Origin of the sequence: Sphingomonas sp. DC4900 (genome assembly GCF_049896485.1) — a bacterium.
Lineage (GTDB): Bacteria > Pseudomonadota > Alphaproteobacteria > Sphingomonadales > Sphingomonadaceae > Sphingomonas > Sphingomonas aquatilis.
Genome location: NZ_JAFCUK010000016.1, coordinates 17,835 through 35,043 on the forward strand (window position 1 = coordinate 17,835; position 17,209 = coordinate 35,043).

Annotated in this window: 18 protein-coding genes and 1 tRNA gene; 5 read left to right on the forward strand and 14 right to left on the reverse strand. The window is 68.5% G+C overall.

All coding sequences use genetic code 11. The features are described 5' to 3' along the window. The first annotated feature begins 23 nt into the window (after positions 1 to 23). Both ACP690_RS15255 and ACP690_RS15260 read left to right on the forward strand, forming a co-directional pair. Entirely contained in the window at positions 24 to 482 is a 459-nt protein-coding gene (locus tag ACP690_RS15255; protein WP_020486481.1) for an RNA polymerase sigma factor, read from the forward strand. Positions 483 to 485: 3 nt separating this feature from the next. Continuing rightward, the gene (locus tag ACP690_RS15260; protein ID WP_426261567.1) at positions 486 to 1,151 is read left to right on the forward strand and encodes an anti-sigma factor family protein; all 666 of its coding nucleotides are present in this window, start codon (positions 486 to 488) and stop codon (positions 1,149 to 1,151) included. On the opposite strand, the gene ACP690_RS15265 is transcribed toward ACP690_RS15260, so the two are convergent. The 13 genes from ACP690_RS15265 to ACP690_RS15325 form a co-directional block, all read right to left on the reverse strand. Then, positions 1,148 to 1,576: a DUF6628 family protein gene (locus ACP690_RS15265; protein ID WP_426261566.1), complete on the reverse strand. Its 429-nt coding sequence runs from the start codon at positions 1,574 to 1,576 to the stop codon at positions 1,148 to 1,150. The two genes, ACP690_RS15260 and ACP690_RS15265, sit on opposite strands and share 4 nt — an antisense overlap. 68 nt (positions 1,577 to 1,644) lie before the next feature. Then, a complete protein-coding gene (locus ACP690_RS15270) occupies positions 1,645 to 2,958 on the reverse strand; it encodes a bifunctional folylpolyglutamate synthase/dihydrofolate synthase (RefSeq protein ID WP_426261565.1) in 1,314 nt (437 codons plus the stop codon). A 28-nt stretch (positions 2,959 to 2,986) separates the two neighbouring features. Beyond that, positions 2,987 to 3,841 carry an acetyl-CoA carboxylase, carboxyltransferase subunit beta gene (gene accD / locus ACP690_RS15275; protein ID WP_426261564.1) on the reverse strand — a complete coding sequence of 285 codons (855 nt, stop codon included), beginning with the start codon at positions 3,839 to 3,841 and terminating at the stop codon, positions 2,987 to 2,989. After that, positions 3,838 to 4,638: a tryptophan synthase subunit alpha gene (trpA, locus tag ACP690_RS15280; RefSeq protein ID WP_426261563.1), complete on the reverse strand. Its 801-nt coding sequence runs from the start codon at positions 4,636 to 4,638 to the stop codon at positions 3,838 to 3,840. The genes accD and trpA overlap by 4 nt, the downstream gene beginning before the upstream one ends. Beyond that, entirely contained in the window at positions 4,635 to 4,808 is a 174-nt protein-coding gene (locus tag ACP690_RS15285) for a hypothetical protein (RefSeq protein WP_426261562.1), read from the reverse strand. The genes trpA and ACP690_RS15285 overlap by 4 nt, the downstream gene beginning before the upstream one ends. Further along, the gene (trpB, locus tag ACP690_RS15290; protein WP_426261561.1) at positions 4,805 to 6,037 is read right to left on the reverse strand and encodes a tryptophan synthase subunit beta; all 1,233 of its coding nucleotides are present in this window, start codon (positions 6,035 to 6,037) and stop codon (positions 4,805 to 4,807) included. Before trpB ends, ACP690_RS15285 begins: the two co-directional genes overlap by 4 nt. Beyond that, positions 6,034 to 6,666, reverse strand: a complete 633-nt coding sequence (locus tag ACP690_RS15295; protein ID WP_426261560.1) for a phosphoribosylanthranilate isomerase — start codon at positions 6,664 to 6,666, stop codon at positions 6,034 to 6,036. The genes trpB and ACP690_RS15295 overlap by 4 nt, the downstream gene beginning before the upstream one ends. A 184-nt stretch (positions 6,667 to 6,850) precedes the next feature. Then, entirely contained in the window at positions 6,851 to 7,522 is a 672-nt protein-coding gene (gene pyrF / locus ACP690_RS15300) for an orotidine-5'-phosphate decarboxylase (protein ID WP_017978643.1), read from the reverse strand. Next, complete coding sequence (locus ACP690_RS15305; protein WP_426261559.1) at positions 7,519 to 7,824, reverse strand: lipopolysaccharide assembly protein LapA domain-containing protein; 306 nt, start codon at positions 7,822 to 7,824, stop codon at positions 7,519 to 7,521. The genes pyrF and ACP690_RS15305 overlap by 4 nt, the downstream gene beginning before the upstream one ends. A 54-nt stretch (positions 7,825 to 7,878) precedes the next feature. Further along, complete coding sequence (locus tag ACP690_RS15310; RefSeq protein ID WP_426261558.1) at positions 7,879 to 10,170, reverse strand: patatin-like protein; 2,292 nt, start codon at positions 10,168 to 10,170, stop codon at positions 7,879 to 7,881. Further along, the gene (locus tag ACP690_RS15315; protein WP_426261557.1) at positions 10,170 to 10,880 is read right to left on the reverse strand and encodes an endonuclease/exonuclease/phosphatase family protein; all 711 of its coding nucleotides are present in this window, start codon (positions 10,878 to 10,880) and stop codon (positions 10,170 to 10,172) included. Before ACP690_RS15315 ends, ACP690_RS15310 begins: the two co-directional genes overlap by 1 nt. Before the next feature lie 40 nt (positions 10,881 to 10,920). Beyond that, a tRNA-Thr gene (locus ACP690_RS15320) sits at positions 10,921 to 10,996 on the reverse strand. A 49-nt stretch (positions 10,997 to 11,045) separates the two neighbouring features. Next, the gene (locus ACP690_RS15325; protein WP_426254783.1) at positions 11,046 to 12,362 is read right to left on the reverse strand and encodes a replication-associated recombination protein A; all 1,317 of its coding nucleotides are present in this window, start codon (positions 12,360 to 12,362) and stop codon (positions 11,046 to 11,048) included. A gap of 561 nt (positions 12,363 to 12,923) precedes the next feature. Here ACP690_RS15325 and ACP690_RS15330 point away from each other — a divergent pair. Both ACP690_RS15330 and ACP690_RS15335 read left to right on the forward strand, forming a co-directional pair. Next, entirely contained in the window at positions 12,924 to 13,544 is a 621-nt protein-coding gene (locus tag ACP690_RS15330; RefSeq protein ID WP_426254956.1) for a PadR family transcriptional regulator, read from the forward strand. Beyond that, positions 13,541 to 13,846: a DUF2218 domain-containing protein gene (locus ACP690_RS15335; RefSeq protein WP_426254782.1), complete on the forward strand. Its 306-nt coding sequence runs from the start codon at positions 13,541 to 13,543 to the stop codon at positions 13,844 to 13,846. The genes ACP690_RS15330 and ACP690_RS15335 overlap by 4 nt, the downstream gene beginning before the upstream one ends. Positions 13,847 to 14,355: 509 nt before the next feature. Here the strand turns inward: ACP690_RS15335 and ACP690_RS15340 are convergent. Continuing rightward, complete coding sequence (locus ACP690_RS15340) at positions 14,356 to 15,519, reverse strand: glycosyltransferase family 4 protein (protein WP_426254955.1); 1,164 nt, start codon at positions 15,517 to 15,519, stop codon at positions 14,356 to 14,358. Between the two features lie 248 nt (positions 15,520 to 15,767). Here ACP690_RS15340 and radA point away from each other — a divergent pair, with 248 nt between their 5' ends. Continuing rightward, positions 15,768 to 17,141: a DNA repair protein RadA gene (radA, locus tag ACP690_RS15345; protein WP_426261556.1), complete on the forward strand. Its 1,374-nt coding sequence runs from the start codon at positions 15,768 to 15,770 to the stop codon at positions 17,139 to 17,141. The last annotated feature ends 68 nt before the right edge of the window (positions 17,142 to 17,209 follow it).

A 17,209-nucleotide genomic window follows, 5' to 3' on the forward strand; every position in this document is an offset into this window, starting at 1 on the left:
CTTTGGACGAAGTCGAGCGACGTTTGGCAAGCCTGTTGCCGCGGCTGAGGCGATTTGCCCATGGCCTGGCGCGCAGCGGCCCCGATGCCGACGATCTCGTGCAGGCGGCGGCGGAACGCATGTTGAAGGCGCGCGATCAGTGGCAGCCGGGCACGCATTTCGAGGCCTGGGCCTATCGCGTGGTCCGCAATCTGTGGATCGATACGGCGCGATCTCGCCAGCGCCGCGAGGCGGTGCATGCGCCCGAGGAACAGGGGATGCAGGTCGGCGTGGCGGGCGATGCCGAGGCGCGGGTCGAACTGTCCTATTTGATGCGGGCGCTGGACCGCCTGCCGGACGAGCAGCGCGAGGCGGTGGTGCTGGTGATGATCGAGGGCAAGAGCTACGCCGAAGCGGCGGAGGTGCTCGAGGTGCCGATGGGCACGCTGACCAGCCGCCTGGTGCGTGGGCGGCAGGCGTTGATGGCGGCGGTGGAGGCTTGAGCGATGGGTGCTGATCCGGTGGACGAAGCGGCGATCATCGCCTGGGTCGACGGCGAACTGACCGGGGCGGAGGCCGCAAGGGTCGAGGCCGCGGTGGCGAACGATGCCGACTGGCGTGCGCTCGCCGACCGGCACCGTCGGATGAAGGCGCGCTTTGCCGCGGCCTTCGATCCTTTGGCGCGTCCGCCGGCGGAGGTGATTTCGCTGGCCGACGTGCGGGCGCGGCGGGCGGCGAAAGCGGCGCCGGCGCCCAGCCACGGCTGGCGGCGCTGGGCGGCGGGCGGCGCGATCGCGGCGAGCCTGGTGGTCGGGCTGTTCGTCTTGCAGGATCGGGGCGGGGCGCCTGGCGGCGGCGTGCCGGCGTCGGTGGCCGTCGCGCTCAACGATCAATTGTCGGGCGATGCCGGCCCGGTGCGGGTCGCTTTGTCGTTCCGTGACAGGAACGGGCAATATTGCCGCAGCTTCACGGGGGAAACGCTGTCCGGGATCGCCTGCCGCGCGGGCACGGACTGGCAGATGCGCTACACCGCGCCCGGATCGGCGCCGGCCACCGATTATCGCATGGCGGGGACCGACGGCGCCCGGGCGACGGCGATCATGGGGATGATCGCCGGTGAGCCGCTCGACCGCGCGCAGGAAGACGCCGCGCGGCGGGCGAACTGGCGCTAGACGCAGATCGGGCGACCGTCGTCGGCCCATGCCGCACTGACCGCGGCGAGGCTCGCCAGCACCGGATCGACACGGCGCACGCCCAGCAGGTCGCTCATCAACAGCCGGGCGGTGTCGGGCGCGGTTTCGATGCGCGCGATGACGGTCAGCAAGGCGCGCTCGGCGGCGGTCATGCGAGCGCAGCAGCATGGTGCGATCGCGATCGTATCCGCGGCGGTCGAGGCCAGGTCCGTCATCAGCGCGCGCATCAGCACCAGCGGGCGGCGGAAGCCCTCGCCGAACATCGTGAACAGCGCATGCGTGGCGCGCGCGTCGTGCAGTCCGTGCGCGCCCATGCGGCGCAGCGTGAACAGCGCGATGCGCGCGTTGGGGCAGGCCGGTAGCGCATGCGGCAATGCCGCGATGGTCGTGGTGATTTCGGACATGCGGCGACTCCTTCGTTCGCCGCCGACAGTCTTAAATCAGCTATTGCAAGTCAATCGCAATTAATCAGTCAGTCGGGCGCCTCGTCGTTGCGGGCGAGCGCTTCACCGGCGAGATAGAGCGAACCGGCGATCAGCACGACGTGCGGCGGCTCGGTAGCCAAGCTCTCCAGCGCTGTTTCCAAGCTATCCGCGGACGTAGCGGAAACGCCGAGCCGCTGGGCCACCGCGGCGAGCTCTGCCGGCGCGTGGCAGGCATGATTCGGCACGGGCACCGCGACGACACGCGACACCATCGGCGCGAGGAGCCGCAGCACGCCCTCCGCATCCTTGTTCGAGAGCATGCCGAGGACGAGCGTGACGGGGCGGCCTTCGGCGATCCGGCCCAGGCTCTGGGCGACCGGGCGGGCTGCGGAGGGATTATGCGCGCCGTCGAGCCACAATTCGCTTTCGTCGGGAAGGCGGGCGTGGAGCGGGCCGTGGCCGAGCCGCTGCATGCGCGCTGGCCATCGCGCCCATTCTGCCGCCGCGCGCATCGCGGCTTCGGGAACGTTGATCGCGCCCTGATGCCGCAGCATGGCGAAAGCGAGCGCCAGGTTGCGCGTCTGGTGCGGGCCGACGAGGCGTGGGCGCGTGCTGACGAGGGTGAAGCCGGTGTCGCGGTAGCGGACAGTGTTGCGACCGGTGTCGCTCCACCACGCCGCGTTGCGGGCGATGACGGGTGCCCCCGCCGCGTCGGCCGCCGCCGCGATCCGGGCGGTGCAGGCGGCGGAATAGTTCATCGTGATTAGCGGCACGCCGGCCTTGGCGATTCCCGCCTTCTCACCGGCGATATCGACCAGGCGGTTGCCGAGGAATGCCTCGTGATCCATCCCAAGCGCGGCGATGCCGGTGACGGCGGGGCGGCGGATGACGTTGGTCGCATCGAGCCGACCGCCCAGGCCAACCTCCACAATCGTCGCCGCGGCGGGCGTGCGGGCGAAGGCGAGGAAGGCGGCGGCGGTCGTGATCTCGAAGAAACTGGCGCCGATGCCATCCGCATGATCGAGCACTTCGGCCAACAATGCGGCGAGCGATGCGTCGTCGATCAGCGTGCCCGCGATCCGAATGCGTTCGTTGAACCGCACCAGATGCGGACTGGAGAAGACGTGGACGTCATGCCCCGTCGCCTCGATCGCGGCGCGCAGAAAGGCGCAGGTGGAGCCTTTGCCATTGGTGCCGGCGACGTGAAACACCGGCGGCAACGCCTCCTGCGGGTTGCCGAGCCGATCGAGCAATCGCGTAATCCGCTCGAGGCCCAGCACGTCGGCCCCGGGCGACAATGCCCAGAGCCGGTCGAGCTGTGCCTGCACGGCGGGATCGGTCGAGATGGCATGATCCGGCACGGTGGCGCCCCGCTGCGGCTGGTTGGCGTCAGGCGGCGCGGGCGGCCGTCAGATAGGCGATCACCGTCGCGAGCTGGTCGCGCAGATCCTTCCGGTGAACGACCATGTCGAGCATGCCGTGATCCAGCAGATATTCGGCGCGCTGGAATCCTTCGGGCAATTTTTCGCGGATCGTATTCTCGATCACGCGCTGACCGGCGAAACCGATGAGTGCATTGGGTTCCGAAATCTGCACGTCGCCCAGCATCGCGTAGCTGGCGGTGACGCCGCCCGTCGTCGGATCGGTCAGCACGACGATATAGGGCAGGCCGGCATCGTGCAGCATCTGGATTGCCACAGTGCTGCGCGGCATCTGCATGAGGCTGAGGATGCCTTCCTGCATGCGCGCGCCGCCGGCAGCGGTGAAGATGACGTACGGGGCTTTATCGGCGATCGCGGCCTCGACGCCGCGGACGAAGGCTTCGCCGACCGCGAGACCCATCGATCCGCCCATGAAGCCGAAGTCCTGCACGCCCATGACGACGCGGTTGCCCAGGATCGTGCCGCGGGCGTTGATAAGCGCGTCCTGCTCCTGCGCGGACGTGCGTGCCGCCTTCAGGCGATCGGTGTAGCGCTTCGAATCGCGGAACTTGAGCGGATCTTCCGGTACGCGCGGTGCGGGCAATTCGCTGCAGCTGCCTTCGTCGAGGATCTGCTTGAACCGCTCCTTCGGTCCGATGCGCTCATGGTGATCGCACTTCGGGCAAACGTAGAGATTCTCCTCCAGTTCGCGGGTGAAGATCATCTGCCCGCAGCCCTTGCACTTGTGCCAGAGGTTTTCCTCCGACGTTTCGCGCTTGGTGCCGAAGGGGAGGGCGTTGCGGACGCTGGTAATCCAGCTCATCGATTTACCTTTCGCGCAGAGGCCAGTGCCTCGCTCAGCGATTGAACATAGGTGCGGACGGCGTCGGGTGCATCGGCGCCGTGCTGCGCCACGATCTCGACGATCGCGGAGCCGACGACGACGCCGTCGGCGACGGCGCCGATCGCCGCGGCCTGCGCAGGCGTGCGGACGCCGAAACCGACCGCGATGGGCAGGTCGGTTGCGGCCTTCAGCCGCGCGACGGCCTGGTCGATCGAGCCTTGTGCCGCCTGTTGCAGGCCGGTGATGCCGGCGACGGAGACGTAATAAAGGAAGCCGCTAGCGCCATCGAGGACCTGCGGCAGACGCGCGGCGTCGGTGGTTGGCGTCGCGAGGCGGATCGGGTCGATCCCCTTCGCCCGTAGGGCTGGCCCGAGCGCATCGTCTTCCTCGGGCGGAATGTCGACGCAAATCACGCCATCGACGCCGGCTTGTGCCGCCGCGTCGGCGAACCAGTCGGCGCCGCGGCGGAGCATCGGGTTGGCATAGCCCATCAGAACGAGCGGCACGTCGGCATGGCGGCTGCGGAAGGCGCTCGCGATCGAGAGGATGTCGGCGGTGCGGGTGCCGGCGGCCAGGCTGCGGATGTTGGCGGCCTGGATCGCGGGGCCGTCCGCCATCGGATCGGTGAAGGGCATGCCCAGTTCGATCACGTCCGCGCCGCCCGCGACGAGCGCGTCGAGGATCGCGCCGGTGGCGTCAGGCGTGGGATCGCCGGCGGTGACGAAGGTCACGAGCGCCGGATGGCCCTTGGCGAAGGCGTCTGACAGGCGGCTCACGAGAGCTTCCCTCCCTGTACCAGCCGCGAGGCGCCGATGGCGAGGCCGATGGCCAGCGCAGACACCAGATGCGTGTTGCCATCATAGCCGCGCAGGACGAGGCTCACGACGCCCGCCACGGCCGCCGCCACGACGATGCTTGTCAGCCCCTGTCGCCAGTCGAGGGTCATATCGCCACCCCCAGCGCGTTAGCGACGGTGAAGATGTCCTTGTCGCCGCGGCCGCACAGGTTCGCGAGGATGATCTGGTCGCTGCGCATCGTCTTGGCACGCTTCGTGACGGCGGCGATCGCGTGGGCGGGTTCGAGTGCGGGGATGATGCCCTCGGTCCGGCAGAGCAGCTGGAAGGCGTCGAGCGCCTCGACGTCGGTCGCATTGGTATATTCGACGCGGCCGATGTCGCGCAGCCACGCGTGTTCGGGCCCGATGCCGGGATAGTCGAGGCCGGCGGAAATCGAATGGCCCTCGGCGATCTGGCCGTCCTCGTCCTGCAACAGATAGGTCTTGTTGCCGTGGAGCACGCCGGGGAAGCCGCCCGCCAAGCTGGCGGCATGCTCGCTGCCCTCCAGGCCATGGCCCGCCGCCTCGACGCCGAGCATGCCGACATCGGGATCGTCGAGGAAGGGGTGGAACAGGCCGATTGCGTTCGACCCGCCGCCGATCGCGGCGACGAGCAGATCGGGAAGCTTGCCCGTGCGTTCGAGCAGCTGCGCGCGCGCTTCACGGCCGATGATGCTCTGGAAGTCGCGCACCAGCTCCGGGTAGGGGTGCGGGCCGGCGGCGGTGCCGATGATGTAGAAGGTGTCGTGGACGTTCGCGACCCAGTCGCGCAGCCCCTCGTTCATCGCATCGGACAGCGTCTGCGCACCGCTGGTGACGGGGCGCACTTCGGCGCCGAGCAGCTTCATGCGGAAGACGTTGGGCTGCTGCCGCTCGACGTCCTTTGCGCCCATGTAGATGACGCAGGGCAGGCCGAAGCGCGCGCAGACCGCGGCGGTGGCGACGCCATGCTGGCCGGCGCCGGTTTCGGCGATGATCCGCGTCTTGCCCATGCGGATCGCGAGCAGGATCTGGCCAATGCAATTGTTGATTTTGTGCGCGCCGGTGTGGTTCAGCTCGTCGCGCTTGAACCAAACCTGCGCGCCCATGCCGGGCTCGGCACCTTCCCGCAGCGCTTCGCTGAGGCGCTCGGCATGATACATCGGGCTGGGACGACCGACGTAATGCGTCATCAGATCGTCGAACTGCGCGGCGAAGGCCGGGTCCGCCTTGGCGGCGCGATATTCGCGTTCCAGGTCGAGGATCAGCGGCATCAGCGTTTCGGCGACGTAGCGGCCGCCGAACTGCCCGAAGTGACCGCGATCGTCGGGCTGCGCGCGGAAGGAGTTGGGGGCGTTCATAGCTGCGCCGCTTTAAGGAAGGCAGCGATCTTGTCCACATCCTTGACCCCCGGTGCGCTCTCGACGCCGGAGGATACGTCGACCAGCGGCGCGCCGGTGCGTCGGATCGCCTCGGCCACGTTGGCCGGATCGAGACCGCCGGAGAGCGCCCAGGGCAAGGGATGACGGACGCCGTCGAGCAGGCTCCAGTCGAAGCGCAGGCCCATGCCGCCTGGCAGCGCGGCGCCGTCCGGCGTCTTGGCGTCGTAGAGGATGCGGTCGGCGCCCGCGAAGTCGCGTGCGGCGTCGAGGTCTGCGCGGGTCTTCACCGCGACCGCCGCCCAAGTCTCGCGACCGAAGCGGGCACGGATCGCGGCGACGCGGGCGGGGGCGGTCTTGTGGAGTTGCAGGGCGTCGAGCCGGCCGGCGTTGATCGCGGCGTCGAGCAGTGCGTCGTCGGGATCTACGAACACGCCGACGCGGGACACCGCGGAGGGCACCTGAGCGGCAAGGCCGGCGGCGCGGTCGAAGGCGAGGTTGCGGGGCGAGGCCGCGAAGAACACGAAGCCGACGTGGCTCACGCCGCTTGCCAGCGCGGCGCCCAGCGTGTCGGCCGTGGTCAGGCCGCAGATTTTGGTCAGGACGGGCATGGGGTCGCTATACCGCGGTGAGCGCGGTGCGGAAGGGGGCTCGGATATCACCCCTCCCTCGCGTCCTTACGAGCGCAACGAAGCAATCCAGAACCCTGACCAGGACACCCTGGATTGCTTCGCTGCGCTCGCAATGACGGGGCTGGCATGCCGTAGCGGCGCTACGATCTGCCCCGCGCCACGACTACAGCGTCGCGCCGATCGCGCGGGCGGCGGCGTCGGGGTCTTCGGCCTGGGTGATCGGGCGGCCGATGACGAGGATCGAGGCACCGGCGTCGAGCGCCGCGCGGGGGGTGACGACGCGCTTCTGGTCGCCGGCGCTGCCGTTGGCGGGGCGGACGCCGGGGACGACGAAGAAGCCCTTGGGCCAGGCTGTTTTGGCCGCGCGCACCTCTTCGCCCGAACAGACGATGCCGTCGATGCCAGCTTCGTGGGCGAGATCGGTGAGGCGCAGCACCTGATCGTGCGCGTTACCAGTGATGCCGGTGGCGGTGAGATCGTCGGCGTCGAGGCTGGTCAGCATCGTGACTGCGACCACCTTCGTATTGAGCGGGGCGGCGGCCTTGGCATCCTCCAGCATCGCGCGGCCGCCGCTGGCGTGGACGGTCAGGATTGCCGGCTCGAGCGGCCCCAAAGCCTGGATCGCCTTGGCGACGGTATTGGGAATGTCGTGCAGCTTCAGGTCGAGGAAGATCGGCAGGCCGAGCTTCGCCATCTCGTGGACGCCGTGCTGGCCGTGGGCGCAGAAGAATTCGAGGCCGAGCTTGATGCCACCGACATGGGTGCGCGTGCGCGTAGCGATCGCCTTGGCGCGCGCGAGGTCGGGGGTGTCGATCGCGACGTAGATCGGGCTCATGCGACGGGCTCTTCGACGATGGCCGGCGTCGCGACGGGCGTCGCGACCGGCAGCGCCCGGGCGTCGGCGAGCATGCGTTCGCACGTCGTCAGGCGCTGGCGCAGCCGCCAGCGGACCGTGCCGAGATACAGGTAGGTCGGCACGAAGCCGATCAGGAACGTCACCAGCAGCAGCAGCGGCAGGTTCACGTCGGCGATCAGGCCGCTCCACAGATTGATCTGGACGCGCGTCCAATTGCCATAGGTGAACAGCGCCGCGACGAACGCGAGCAGGAACCAGAACAGGATCTTGAGGAACTGCATGCAACACTCCTGAGGTGCGCGGGAGGGTAGCCGCAGAGGCGGAGGAAGGCCAGCCTATCCGATTTCGACACGCAGGCTGGCGAACAAGGCGGGGATGGCGGTGAGGCGCGGTTCCTCTTCGTCGAGGATCGCGCGGAAGGCGGCGCGCTTGATCGCGGCGACGCGGCCGGCCTTCATCCGGACGGTGGCGGGCAGCGTGGAGACGCAGATGTCGATCATCCGTTCGGCGCCGTGCAGGCGGCCCCACAGATAGTCGTTTTCGCGATAGGCACGGCTGAAAAAGGCGCCGAAGCTGTTGAACTGAATGCCCTTCAGCGTCGCCTCCGCACCACCGGAGCGGATCGCGACGGCATCGTCGGGGGCGATGCGATCGACCTTGATAGGATCGAATTCGTCGAGCCCCTCGCCCTGGAGCAGCGGCAGCGTCGCGGTGTCGAAATAAGGGAAGCCCAAATAGGTGAGCAGCAGCGAGCGGCGGGTGGTCTTGTCGACCGTCGCCAGCGCCTCGGCCAGCCGTTCGTCGGTGGCCGCGTCGAGCGCGGTCAGGTCGAGCGCCTCGGCCAGCGCATCGAGCAGCGGTGCGGCATCCTGCCCGCGCATCTGCCGAACCAGCATGCCAAGGTGCAGGTGATCGTCGGCGCGCTGGCGGTCGAGATAGGTCGCCAGCGAGGCATAGATCGCCTCCCGCATCGCGGCAGTGCCACTGGCATCCTCCGTCTCGCCATCGATTTCGCCGAGGCGGCGCGCCATCAGCCGCAGGCGCCGGATGCGGAAACCGATGTCGAAGGTGCGCAGGAAGTCGATCGTCGCGGCGCTTTCCTTACCCGAGAAGCTGGGCGCCGCCCCGCCGAAGCCGCGTTCGGCGATCGCCGCCTCGATCGCCGAGCGGATGCGCTGCCAGCGCTGCTGCCCCAATTCGCCGCCGACGCGATAGAGGAGCGCGGTGATGGTCGCGACGACGTCGCTCAGCTTCAGATGGCCATAAGCGGCGTAGCTGTAGCCGGCGCGCGTGGCGGCGGCCGCCTGCGCGCGGCGGCGCCAGGCGACGAGGCGCGCGGGCGTCGGTCGGTCGAGGAACAGGGTATGGCCGAACAGGGCTTCGATCTCTTCGTCCACCGCCGGGCGCAGGGCGGTGACGATGCCGCGCATCCGGTCGATCCGTTGCGAGCGTGCGGCGATCGCGTCGAGATTGTCGCGGATCGGCTGCTGGCGGGGCAGGTCGCTCAGCGCACCGAGAATTGTCTGGAAGAAGCCGGGCGCCTGGCCGGGCGTGCCGAGGCGGATCTTGATGCCCGGCGAGGGGTCTATGTACACGAAGCGGCGGTCGATCTCGCGACGGGCGGGGCGTTCCTTCAGTGCGTCGATCGCGGGACGAAAGGGCGCGTTGGCGAGGACCGATCCGTCGATCAGCACGGCCTTGTCGACCTGTCGCGCGGCATATTGGCGCGGCAGCGAGCGGCGCAGGAAGTCCTCGCGACCGGGCCATGCCACGTCGCGCTCGGCGAGAACGCCGTCCAGCTCGCCGACGGTGAAGGGCGGGAAGGCGCCGGGGAAGCTGGAGGTCGCCCGCGCGGCGAAGGCAAGTTCGGGGATCGCGCCGATCGTGCCGGTGGCGCCATGATCCGAAAAGCCCAGCACAATGCGATGTTCGGTTTCGAGCACCTCGGGCGGCGAGTTCAGCTTCAGCCGCTCGGGATGGCCGGTGAAGTCGGTGCAGGTGACGAACAGGTCGAGCGGCTGGCTGTCGGGCAGCAGGCGAGGGCCGGCTTCGCTGCGCGCCATTGCATCGAAGGCGTCGAGCAGCAGTCCGGTGAAGGTGGCGCCGCCGAACGGTGGTTCGAACCAGCGCGAGCGGACGAAATGCGAGAGCTTGGTGCGCACCTCGTCGCGCGTGGCGTCATCGAGCGCGGCGACCGAATCGGCGCTGCGGCCGGCGGCGACCCAGGCGAGCGGCAGCGCCCACATCTTCGAAAAGCGACTGGCCGGCGCGGCCTCGGGATCGATCAGCGCCTCGACGTCCGCCGAGGTGAGCCACAGGTCGGTCAGCGGTTCCAGGCTCTGGCCGGTCGTGATTGCCTGCGCGAGGAAGATGCCGTTGATGCCGCCCGCCGACGCGCCAGCGATGATGTCCGCAAGGATGCGGAAACGGATGCCGGCGAGCGCTTCCATCTCCTCGATCAGTGCGCGATAAACGCCCTGCGTGCCGTCGGCTGGCGGTTCGCCGGCGTGGGCGGCGCGGCTGGCGCGGACCATGCGCCACACCTCTTTGGTGATGCCGTGCATGTAGACCGCGAGGCTGATGCCGCCGTAGCAGACGAGCGCGAGGCGGAGCTCCTTTTCGCGCATCAGGGTGCCACGGCCAGCGTTGCCCAGATGGGCAGATGGTCCGACGTCTTGCGCGCGGCGGCGCTGGCGTGGACGCCGCAGTCGGTGACGGTCAGGTCGCGCGACACCATGATCCGGTCGAGCCGCCCCACCGGGCGGCGTGAATGGAAGCTGGGGCCGGTCGCCGCCATGCGATAATCGCGGCCGAAGTCGCGCAGGCACCCGGCGGCGGCGGTCCATTCGTTAAGGTCGCCCATCAGCACGGTTGGGCGCCGCTCGCTGCATCCGTCGACATGCGCGCAGATCGCAGCGGCCTGCCGCCGGCGCCACAGGCCGGACAGGTCGAGGTGCATGCCGACGACGCGGAACACGCCGGCCGCCGTGGCAATGTCGGCCATCACTGCGCCACGGGGTTCGAGCGCGGGCAGATGGATGGGGGTGTGGTGGACGATCTCTGCGCTCTTGCGGACGAGGATGACGTTGCCGTGCCAGCCCATCGACAGCGCGCGCATGCCGAAGGGCACGGGCTTCCAGTCGCTGTGTTCGTCGAGCAGGTGAAGCGGCAGCACCGATTCGCGGGTGCCGAAGCGGCGGTCGGCCTCTTGCAGGGCGATGACGTCGGCATCTACCTCGCGCAGCACTTCCAGCACGCGTTCGGGGTTGCGCCGGCGGTCGAGGCCGATCCCTTTGTGGATATTGTAGCTGGCAACCTTCAGGGGACGAGAAACCATTGCGGAGGCGTAACGCCGCCGCGCGCATTTGGTGCCGTTATGGTGCCGAGTGCAGGGATCGAACCCGCGACCTTCGGTTTACAAAACCGCTGCTCTACCAGCTGAGCTAACCCGGCGCGGCACGCCCCATGCGACAGGCGCGCGCCATAGTCCAGAGGGCGTGCGTCACCGCCGCTTCGCACGCAGGCCGTTCCAGTGCGCGAGGCGTTCCTGCAGGCGCGCTTCGAAGCCGCGGCCGGTGGGTTCGTAGAAGGTCTGCGGCGGCAGCTCATCGGGCCAGTAGTTGGCACCCGAAAAGCCGTCCTCGGCATCATGGTCGTAGGCGTAGTTCGCACCGTATCCGATCTGCTTCATCAGCTTGGTGGGCGCGTTGAGGATATTGGCGGGGGGCATCAGGCTGCCGGTTTCCTTCGCGCTGCGCCACGCCGCTTTTTGTGCCTTGTAGGCGGCGTTCGATTTGGGGGCGGTGGCGAGGTAGAGGCACGCCTGCGCGATGGCGAGTTCGCCTTCGGGGCTGCCGAGGAAGTCGTAGGTGTCCTTCGCCGCGATGCACTGGACCAGCGCCTGCGGGTCGGCGAGGCCGATATCTTCAACCGCGGCGCGGGTGAGGCGCCTGAGGACGTAAAGCGGTTCCTCGCCCGCGGTCAGCATGCGGGCGAGATAATAGAGCGCCGCCTGGGGATCGGAGCCGCGGATCGATTTGTGGAGCGCGCTGATGAGGTTGTAATGACCCTCGCGATCCTTGTCGTAGACCGGCACGCGGCGCTGGAGGAAGGCGGAGAGGCCGGCCGGATCAAGCGGTTCGGGCAGGTCGACCGAGAACAGGGTTTCGGCCTGGTTGAGCAGGAAGCGGCCGTCGCCATCGGCCTGCGCGATCATCGCGGCGCGGGCATCGGGCGTGAGGGGGAGCGGGCGATCCTCCAGCTGCTCGGCGCGAGTCAGGAGCTTGCCGAGCGCTTCGGCCCCGAGGCGGTGGAGGATCAGCACCTGCGCGCGGCTGAGCACGGCGGCGTTGAGTTCGAACGAGGGGTTTTCGGTGGTCGCGCCGACGAGCGTCACCGTGCCGTCCTCGACGTACGGCAGGAAGCCATCCTGCTGCGCGCGGTTGAAGCGGTGGATTTCGTCCACGAACAGAAGCGTGCGCTTGCCGAGCCGGGCGTGGTCGCGTGCTTCGGCGAACGCCTTCTTGAGGTCGGCGACGCCGGAGAAGACCGCGGAGATGGCGAGGAAGCGCAGGCCCACCGCGTCGGCGAGCAGGCGGGCGATCGTCGTCTTGCCGGTGCCGGGCGGGCCCCAGAGGATCATCGAGGAGAGGCGCCCGGCGGCGACCATGCGACCGATCGCGCCTTCAGGGCCGGTGAGGTGCTCCTGCCCGACGACATCGGCGAGCGTCTGCGGGCGCAGGCGGTCGGCGAGCGGGGCGTCTGGGGCCGCTGGGGTGGGGGTCGGCTCCGGTTCCAGGCCGGTGAGCAGGTCTGCCATGACGGTCAGATAAGGCGTGGGGGGTGGGGCGTCACCCCCGTCGTGATCGGGGGGGCGGTCCGCCGTTTTGCGCGGCATGGATAACATGAACACCTTACGCGAAACGATTGAGGCCGATCGTTTCGGTTCTGGTAGCACCGGATGACGACGGACGAGCGCGCGGGGCATGGCGTGGGCGTAGCATGGCGTGCGGTGTAGGGCAGCATCCGTAGGTTTTGTTTCTGTGGTCAAGGCGTTGCGCTATTTGCGATCCAACGAGCACCGGGACCGACTAAACTCCGACGCAGGTGTAAGTCCTCGCCCGCCAGGGGGAGGTGGCGCCGCCGAAGGCGGTGACGGAGGGGGCGGACAGGAACGTCCCTAATAACGAGGCGCTACCCTTACCTCCCCCTCCGTCATGCCTGCGGCATGCCACCTCCCCCTGGCGGGGGAGGACTTCGGGCCTTCGCGAATGTCGATCTGCCCGAACCGCCGCCGTCGACCAAAATATATCTTGATCGGGCTTGTACTCTGCGCACTGTGATATATCTTGACTGCATCGAGATACAAAAAGGACGCATGATGTTTGGTCATGGACATGAACATCGCCATGGGGGTGGATATCGGCACGCACGCGATCACGGTTTCGGGCCGCGCGGGGGCTGGGAGCAGTGGGGCGAGAAGCTCGACCAGCGTTTTGCCGAGGTGTTCGGCGAAGGGCGCGGCGGCGGCGGGCGGAGTCGCCGGATGTTCGATGGCAGCGAATTGCGGCTGGTGCTGCTGAAGCTGATCGCCGATGAACCGCGCCACGGCTATGAGTTGATCAAGGCGGTCGAGGAACTGACCGGGGGCGCCTATGCGCCGTCGCCGGGGATGGTCTATCCCGCGCTGACGATGCTCGCCGACATGGAGTCGATCGCGGAGCAGGCGTCGGAGACGACGCGCAAGCGCTATGCGATCACCGAGGCGGGTGCCGCGCACCTCGCCGAGAATGCGGAGCTGGTCGCGGCGCTGATCGCGCGGCTGACCGACGTCGGCGAGCATCGCGCGCGGGCCGATCGGGCGCCGATCCGGCGGGCGATGCGCAACCTGCGCACGGTGCTGCAGAACCGGCTGGAGGCGGGCGATCTGTCCGAAGAGGCGGGGCATGACGTGGCCGAGCTGATCGACGAGGTCGTGCGCAAGATCGAGCGGCTGAAGTGAGCGGCGCGCCCCACATCTCCGTCGTCCGCGTGCCGACGCATTCGGCGAGCCGCTATCTCCAGCAACTGGCCAAGCATTGGAGCCACAAGATGACGGTGGCCTTCACCCAGGAAGAGGGGACGATCACCTTTCCCAACGGATCGGTGCTGGCGATGCAGGCCGACAGCGAGAGCCTGGATCTGGTGCTGACCGTGCCTGCGGGCGAGGATACGGGCCGGATGCGCGAGGTGGTGGCAAGCCACCTCGACCGGTTCGCGTTTCGCGAGGCGCCGCTGACGTTCGATTGGCGGGAGGGGGAGTGACGCGTTCGGTTCGTCATTCGCGCGAAGGGGGAGCGTTCGCGCGAAGACGCGGCGTAGAAAGAAGATCGGGTGACGCCGAGGCGCGGCGAGGAAGAGGGATCGTCGCTGTCTTCGATCGAAAGGCCGGCAGGAATCCTCTAATCCCACCGTCCGTCATTCCCGCGGAGGCGGGAATCCATAACCTCTGACGTTTCGCTTCCATCGCAGACGTTAGCGTGTCTGGATTCCCGCCTTCGCGGGAATGACCTGTTTGGGTTTTGGGCGCGGGCTGTGAGCGACTGCGCTGGTAGGGCCTTTGTGGAGGTTTGATCGCTACCCGCACGCGATCCGTCACCCCGGCTTGTTCCGGGGTCCACCGGGCCTCAGGGGCAGCGATGGAGCTTGTAGCCGTTCCCCTCGCCGCGGAGTGGACCCCGGACCAAATCCGGGGTGACGATCGCTTGGGGTGGGCGGCGTGGCCTTTACCGAAGGCTTATCGTCGCGGGCGTGGCGCAATCCGAGACGATGGCTCAGTGGCTCGGAATGGCGTGCGATCCGTCGTGCAGTTCCAGGTACGTGTCGAGCACCGCCTGGTTCGCCGTGTCCCAGCGGTATCGCGCAGCCTTGGCGTGGCCGGCTTCGCCCATGCTGGCCTTCAGTGCGGGGTCGGCGACGATGCGTTCGATGGCATCGGCATAGCCCGCAATGTCCTTCGGATCGACGAGGAAGCCGGTGACGCCGTCCTCGACCAGATCGACCGCGCCCGTCGCGCGGGCGGCGACGACGGGGACGCCGGCGGCCATGGCTTCGGTGGTGACGTTGCCGAAGGTTTCGGTGATCGAGGGGTTGAAGAAGACGTCCATCGACGCGACCGCACGGCCAAGGTCGTCGCCCGACTGGAAGCCGGCGAAGATTGCGTGCGGGGCCTGGGCGGCGAACCAGTCTTCCGCCGGGCCCTTGCCGACGACGAGCACCTTGTGCGGCACGCCGCGTCGGGTGAGCTCTTTCACCACCTCGGCAAAGACGTCGAGGCCCTTTTCCTTCACCAGTCGGCCGAGGAAGCCGATCGCGACCTCACGATCGGCGATGCCGAGGCTGCGGCGCCAGGCGCAATCGCGGCGGTCCGGCGTGAAGCGGTCATGGTCGATGCCGCGCGACCAGATGGTGATCGGCGTGGTGACGCCCCATTCGCGAAGCGCTTCGCCCATGCTCGGGCTGGGCGGCATGACGCGATCGACGCGGTTGTAGAAGCGCGTCATGATTGCCTTGATCATCGGTTCGATGAAGCCGATCCGATAATAGCGGAAATAGGTTTCGAAGCGCGTGTGGAACGAGGCGACCGAGGGAACGCCGTGGCGGCGTGCCCAGGTGACCGCACCGTGATTGAGGAATTCGGGCGCAGAGACGTGGACGATGTTGGGCGCGAACGCCTCCAGATCCTCACGCGTCGCCTTGGGCAGATAGCGGCCCAGGCGATATTCGGCACGGCCGCCGGGCATCGGGATCGCCGGCACCGACACGAGGTCGCCGGTGGGCGGGAAGGCGGGCGGATCGATCGTCGGTGAATAGATGCGGACCTGCACGCCGCGGTCGAGCAAGTGGCGCACGAGCAGGTTCAGCGCCTGGTTGGCGCCGTCGCGGGTGTAATTGTAATTGCCGCTGAAGAGCGCGACACGAAGGTCCGACGGGTGCATGATGGCGCCGGCCATAGCGTTGCGATTGCGGCGTGACTATGTCGCTTGGGCGTGGTCGTCGCGCCTTCACACCGTCACCCCGGACTTGTTCCGGGGTCCACTCGTCCGCACGGGGGAGTCCCGAGCCGCCAGCCGACCCCTTGCCGCCCGGTGGACCCCGGAACAAGTCCGGGGTGACGGGGGATTAGGGGTTGCCGATAGCCCGAAATCTGTTCCCTTCCCGTTCTCATTCCGCTAAACGCTTCGCCATGGCAAAACCGCAGAAACGATATGTGTGCCAGGCGTGCGGATCGGTTTCGCATCGCTGGGCGGGGCAGTGCGGCGATTGCGCCGAATGGAACACGCTGGTCGAAGAGGCGGGTGCGGTCGTTACCCCGTTCCAGGCCAAGCATAATCTGCACACCGGCGGGCGGACGGTGCAGCTGGTCGGGCTGGATGCCGAGATCGCGCTGCCCGAACGGATGGCGACGGGAATCGCCGAGCTGGACCGGGCGTTGGGCGGCGGCTTCGTCGAGGGGTCGGCGACGCTGATCGGCGGCGATCCGGGGATCGGCAAGTCGACGCTGCTGCTGCAGGCGGCGGCGAAGTTCGCGCTCGCCGGGCGGTCGGTCGCCTATGTGTCGGGCGAGGAGGCTGCGGATCAGGTGCGGCTGCGCGCACGGCGGCTGGGGCTGGGGAGCGCGCCGGTGCAGCTCGCCGCGGCGACATCGGTGCGCGATATCCTGACGACGCTGTCGATCGGCGCGCCGCCGGCACTGCTGGTGATCGATTCGATCCAGACGATGCACAGCGACCTGATCGAGGGCGCGCCGGGCACGGTGAGCCAGGTGCGCGCGTCGGCGCAGGAGCTGATCCGCTTCGCAAAGGAACGCGGGACCGCGCTGGTGCTCGTCGGCCACGTGACCAAGGACGGGTCGATCGCGGGGCCGCGTGTGCTGGAACATATGGTCGACACGGTGCTGAGCTTCGAGGGCGAGCGCAGCCATCAGTATCGCATCCTCCGCTCGATCAAGAACCGCTTCGGCGGGACGGACGAGATCGGCGTGTTCTCGATGCAAAGCGAGGGGCTGGCCGAAGTTGCCAATCCGTCGGCGCTGTTCCTGACGCAGCGCGACGAGGGGGTGAGCGGGACGACCGTCTTCCCGGCGCTGGAGGGGACGCGGCCGGTGCTGGTCGAGATCCAGGCGCTGGTGGTGCGCCTCGCCAGCGGCGCGACGCCGCGGCGTGCGGTGGTCGGCTGGGACAGCGGGCGGTTGGCCATGATCCTGGCGGTGCTGGAGGCGCGGTGTGGGCTGAGCTTCGCGACGGCGGAAGTCTATCTCAACATCGCGGGCGGCTATCGCGTGCAGGACCCGGCGGCGGACTTGGCCGTCGCGGCGGCGTTGGTGTCGGCGCTGTCGGAGCGGCCGGTGCCGGTCGATGCGGTGGCGTTCGGCGAGGTCGCGCTGTCGGGCGAGCTGCGCCCCGTGGCACATGGCGCGCTGCGGCTGAAGGAGGCGGGGAAGCTCGGCTTCGAGCGCGCGATGGTGCCGATCGCGCTGGCCAAGGACGACAGCGCGTTGCGGCTGACGGGGTTCCGGACGCTGGGGCAGTTCGTGGACCATATGCTGGGGCGGGGGTAAGGGGCTTCGGCGGGTTTTCGGCTGGTGGTGAGGTTTGTTCGTCGCCCCGTTCGTCCCGTCATTCCCGC

What these genes read in the sequence shown, in the direction of transcription:
- ACP690_RS15260 (WP_426261567.1), top strand. Translation starts at nt 486, where the DNA reads ATGGGTGCTGATCCGGTGGACGAAGCGGCGATCATCGCCTGGGTCGAC.
- ACP690_RS15265 (WP_426261566.1), bottom strand. Translation starts at nt 1,576, where the DNA reads ATGTCCGAAATCACCACGACCATCGCGGCATTGCCGCATGCGCTACCG.
- accD (WP_426261564.1), bottom strand. Translation starts at nt 3,841, where the DNA reads ATGAGCTGGATTACCAGCGTCCGCAACGCCCTCCCCTTCGGCACCAAG.
- ACP690_RS15285 (WP_426261562.1), bottom strand. Translation starts at nt 4,808, where the DNA reads ATGACCCTCGACTGGCGACAGGGGCTGACAAGCATCGTCGTGGCGGCG.
- trpB (WP_426261561.1), bottom strand. Translation starts at nt 6,037, where the DNA reads ATGAACGCCCCCAACTCCTTCCGCGCGCAGCCCGACGATCGCGGTCAC.
- ACP690_RS15295 (WP_426261560.1), bottom strand. Translation starts at nt 6,666, where the DNA reads ATGCCCGTCCTGACCAAAATCTGCGGCCTGACCACGGCCGACACGCTG.
- pyrF (WP_017978643.1), bottom strand. Translation starts at nt 7,522, where the DNA reads ATGAGCCCGATCTACGTCGCGATCGACACCCCCGACCTCGCGCGCGCC.
- ACP690_RS15305 (WP_426261559.1), bottom strand. Translation starts at nt 7,824, where the DNA reads ATGCAGTTCCTCAAGATCCTGTTCTGGTTCCTGCTCGCGTTCGTCGCG.
- ACP690_RS15310 (WP_426261558.1), bottom strand. Translation starts at nt 10,170, where the DNA reads ATGCGCGAAAAGGAGCTCCGCCTCGCGCTCGTCTGCTACGGCGGCATC.
- ACP690_RS15315 (WP_426261557.1), bottom strand. Translation starts at nt 10,880, where the DNA reads ATGGTTTCTCGTCCCCTGAAGGTTGCCAGCTACAATATCCACAAAGGG.
- ACP690_RS15325 (WP_426254783.1), bottom strand. Translation starts at nt 12,362, where the DNA reads ATGGCAGACCTGCTCACCGGCCTGGAACCGGAGCCGACCCCCACCCCA.
- ACP690_RS15330 (WP_426254956.1), top strand. Translation starts at nt 12,924, where the DNA reads ATGTTTGGTCATGGACATGAACATCGCCATGGGGGTGGATATCGGCAC.
- ACP690_RS15340 (WP_426254955.1), bottom strand. Translation starts at nt 15,519, where the DNA reads ATGCACCCGTCGGACCTTCGTGTCGCGCTCTTCAGCGGCAATTACAAT.
- radA (WP_426261556.1), top strand. Translation starts at nt 15,768, where the DNA reads ATGGCAAAACCGCAGAAACGATATGTGTGCCAGGCGTGCGGATCGGTT.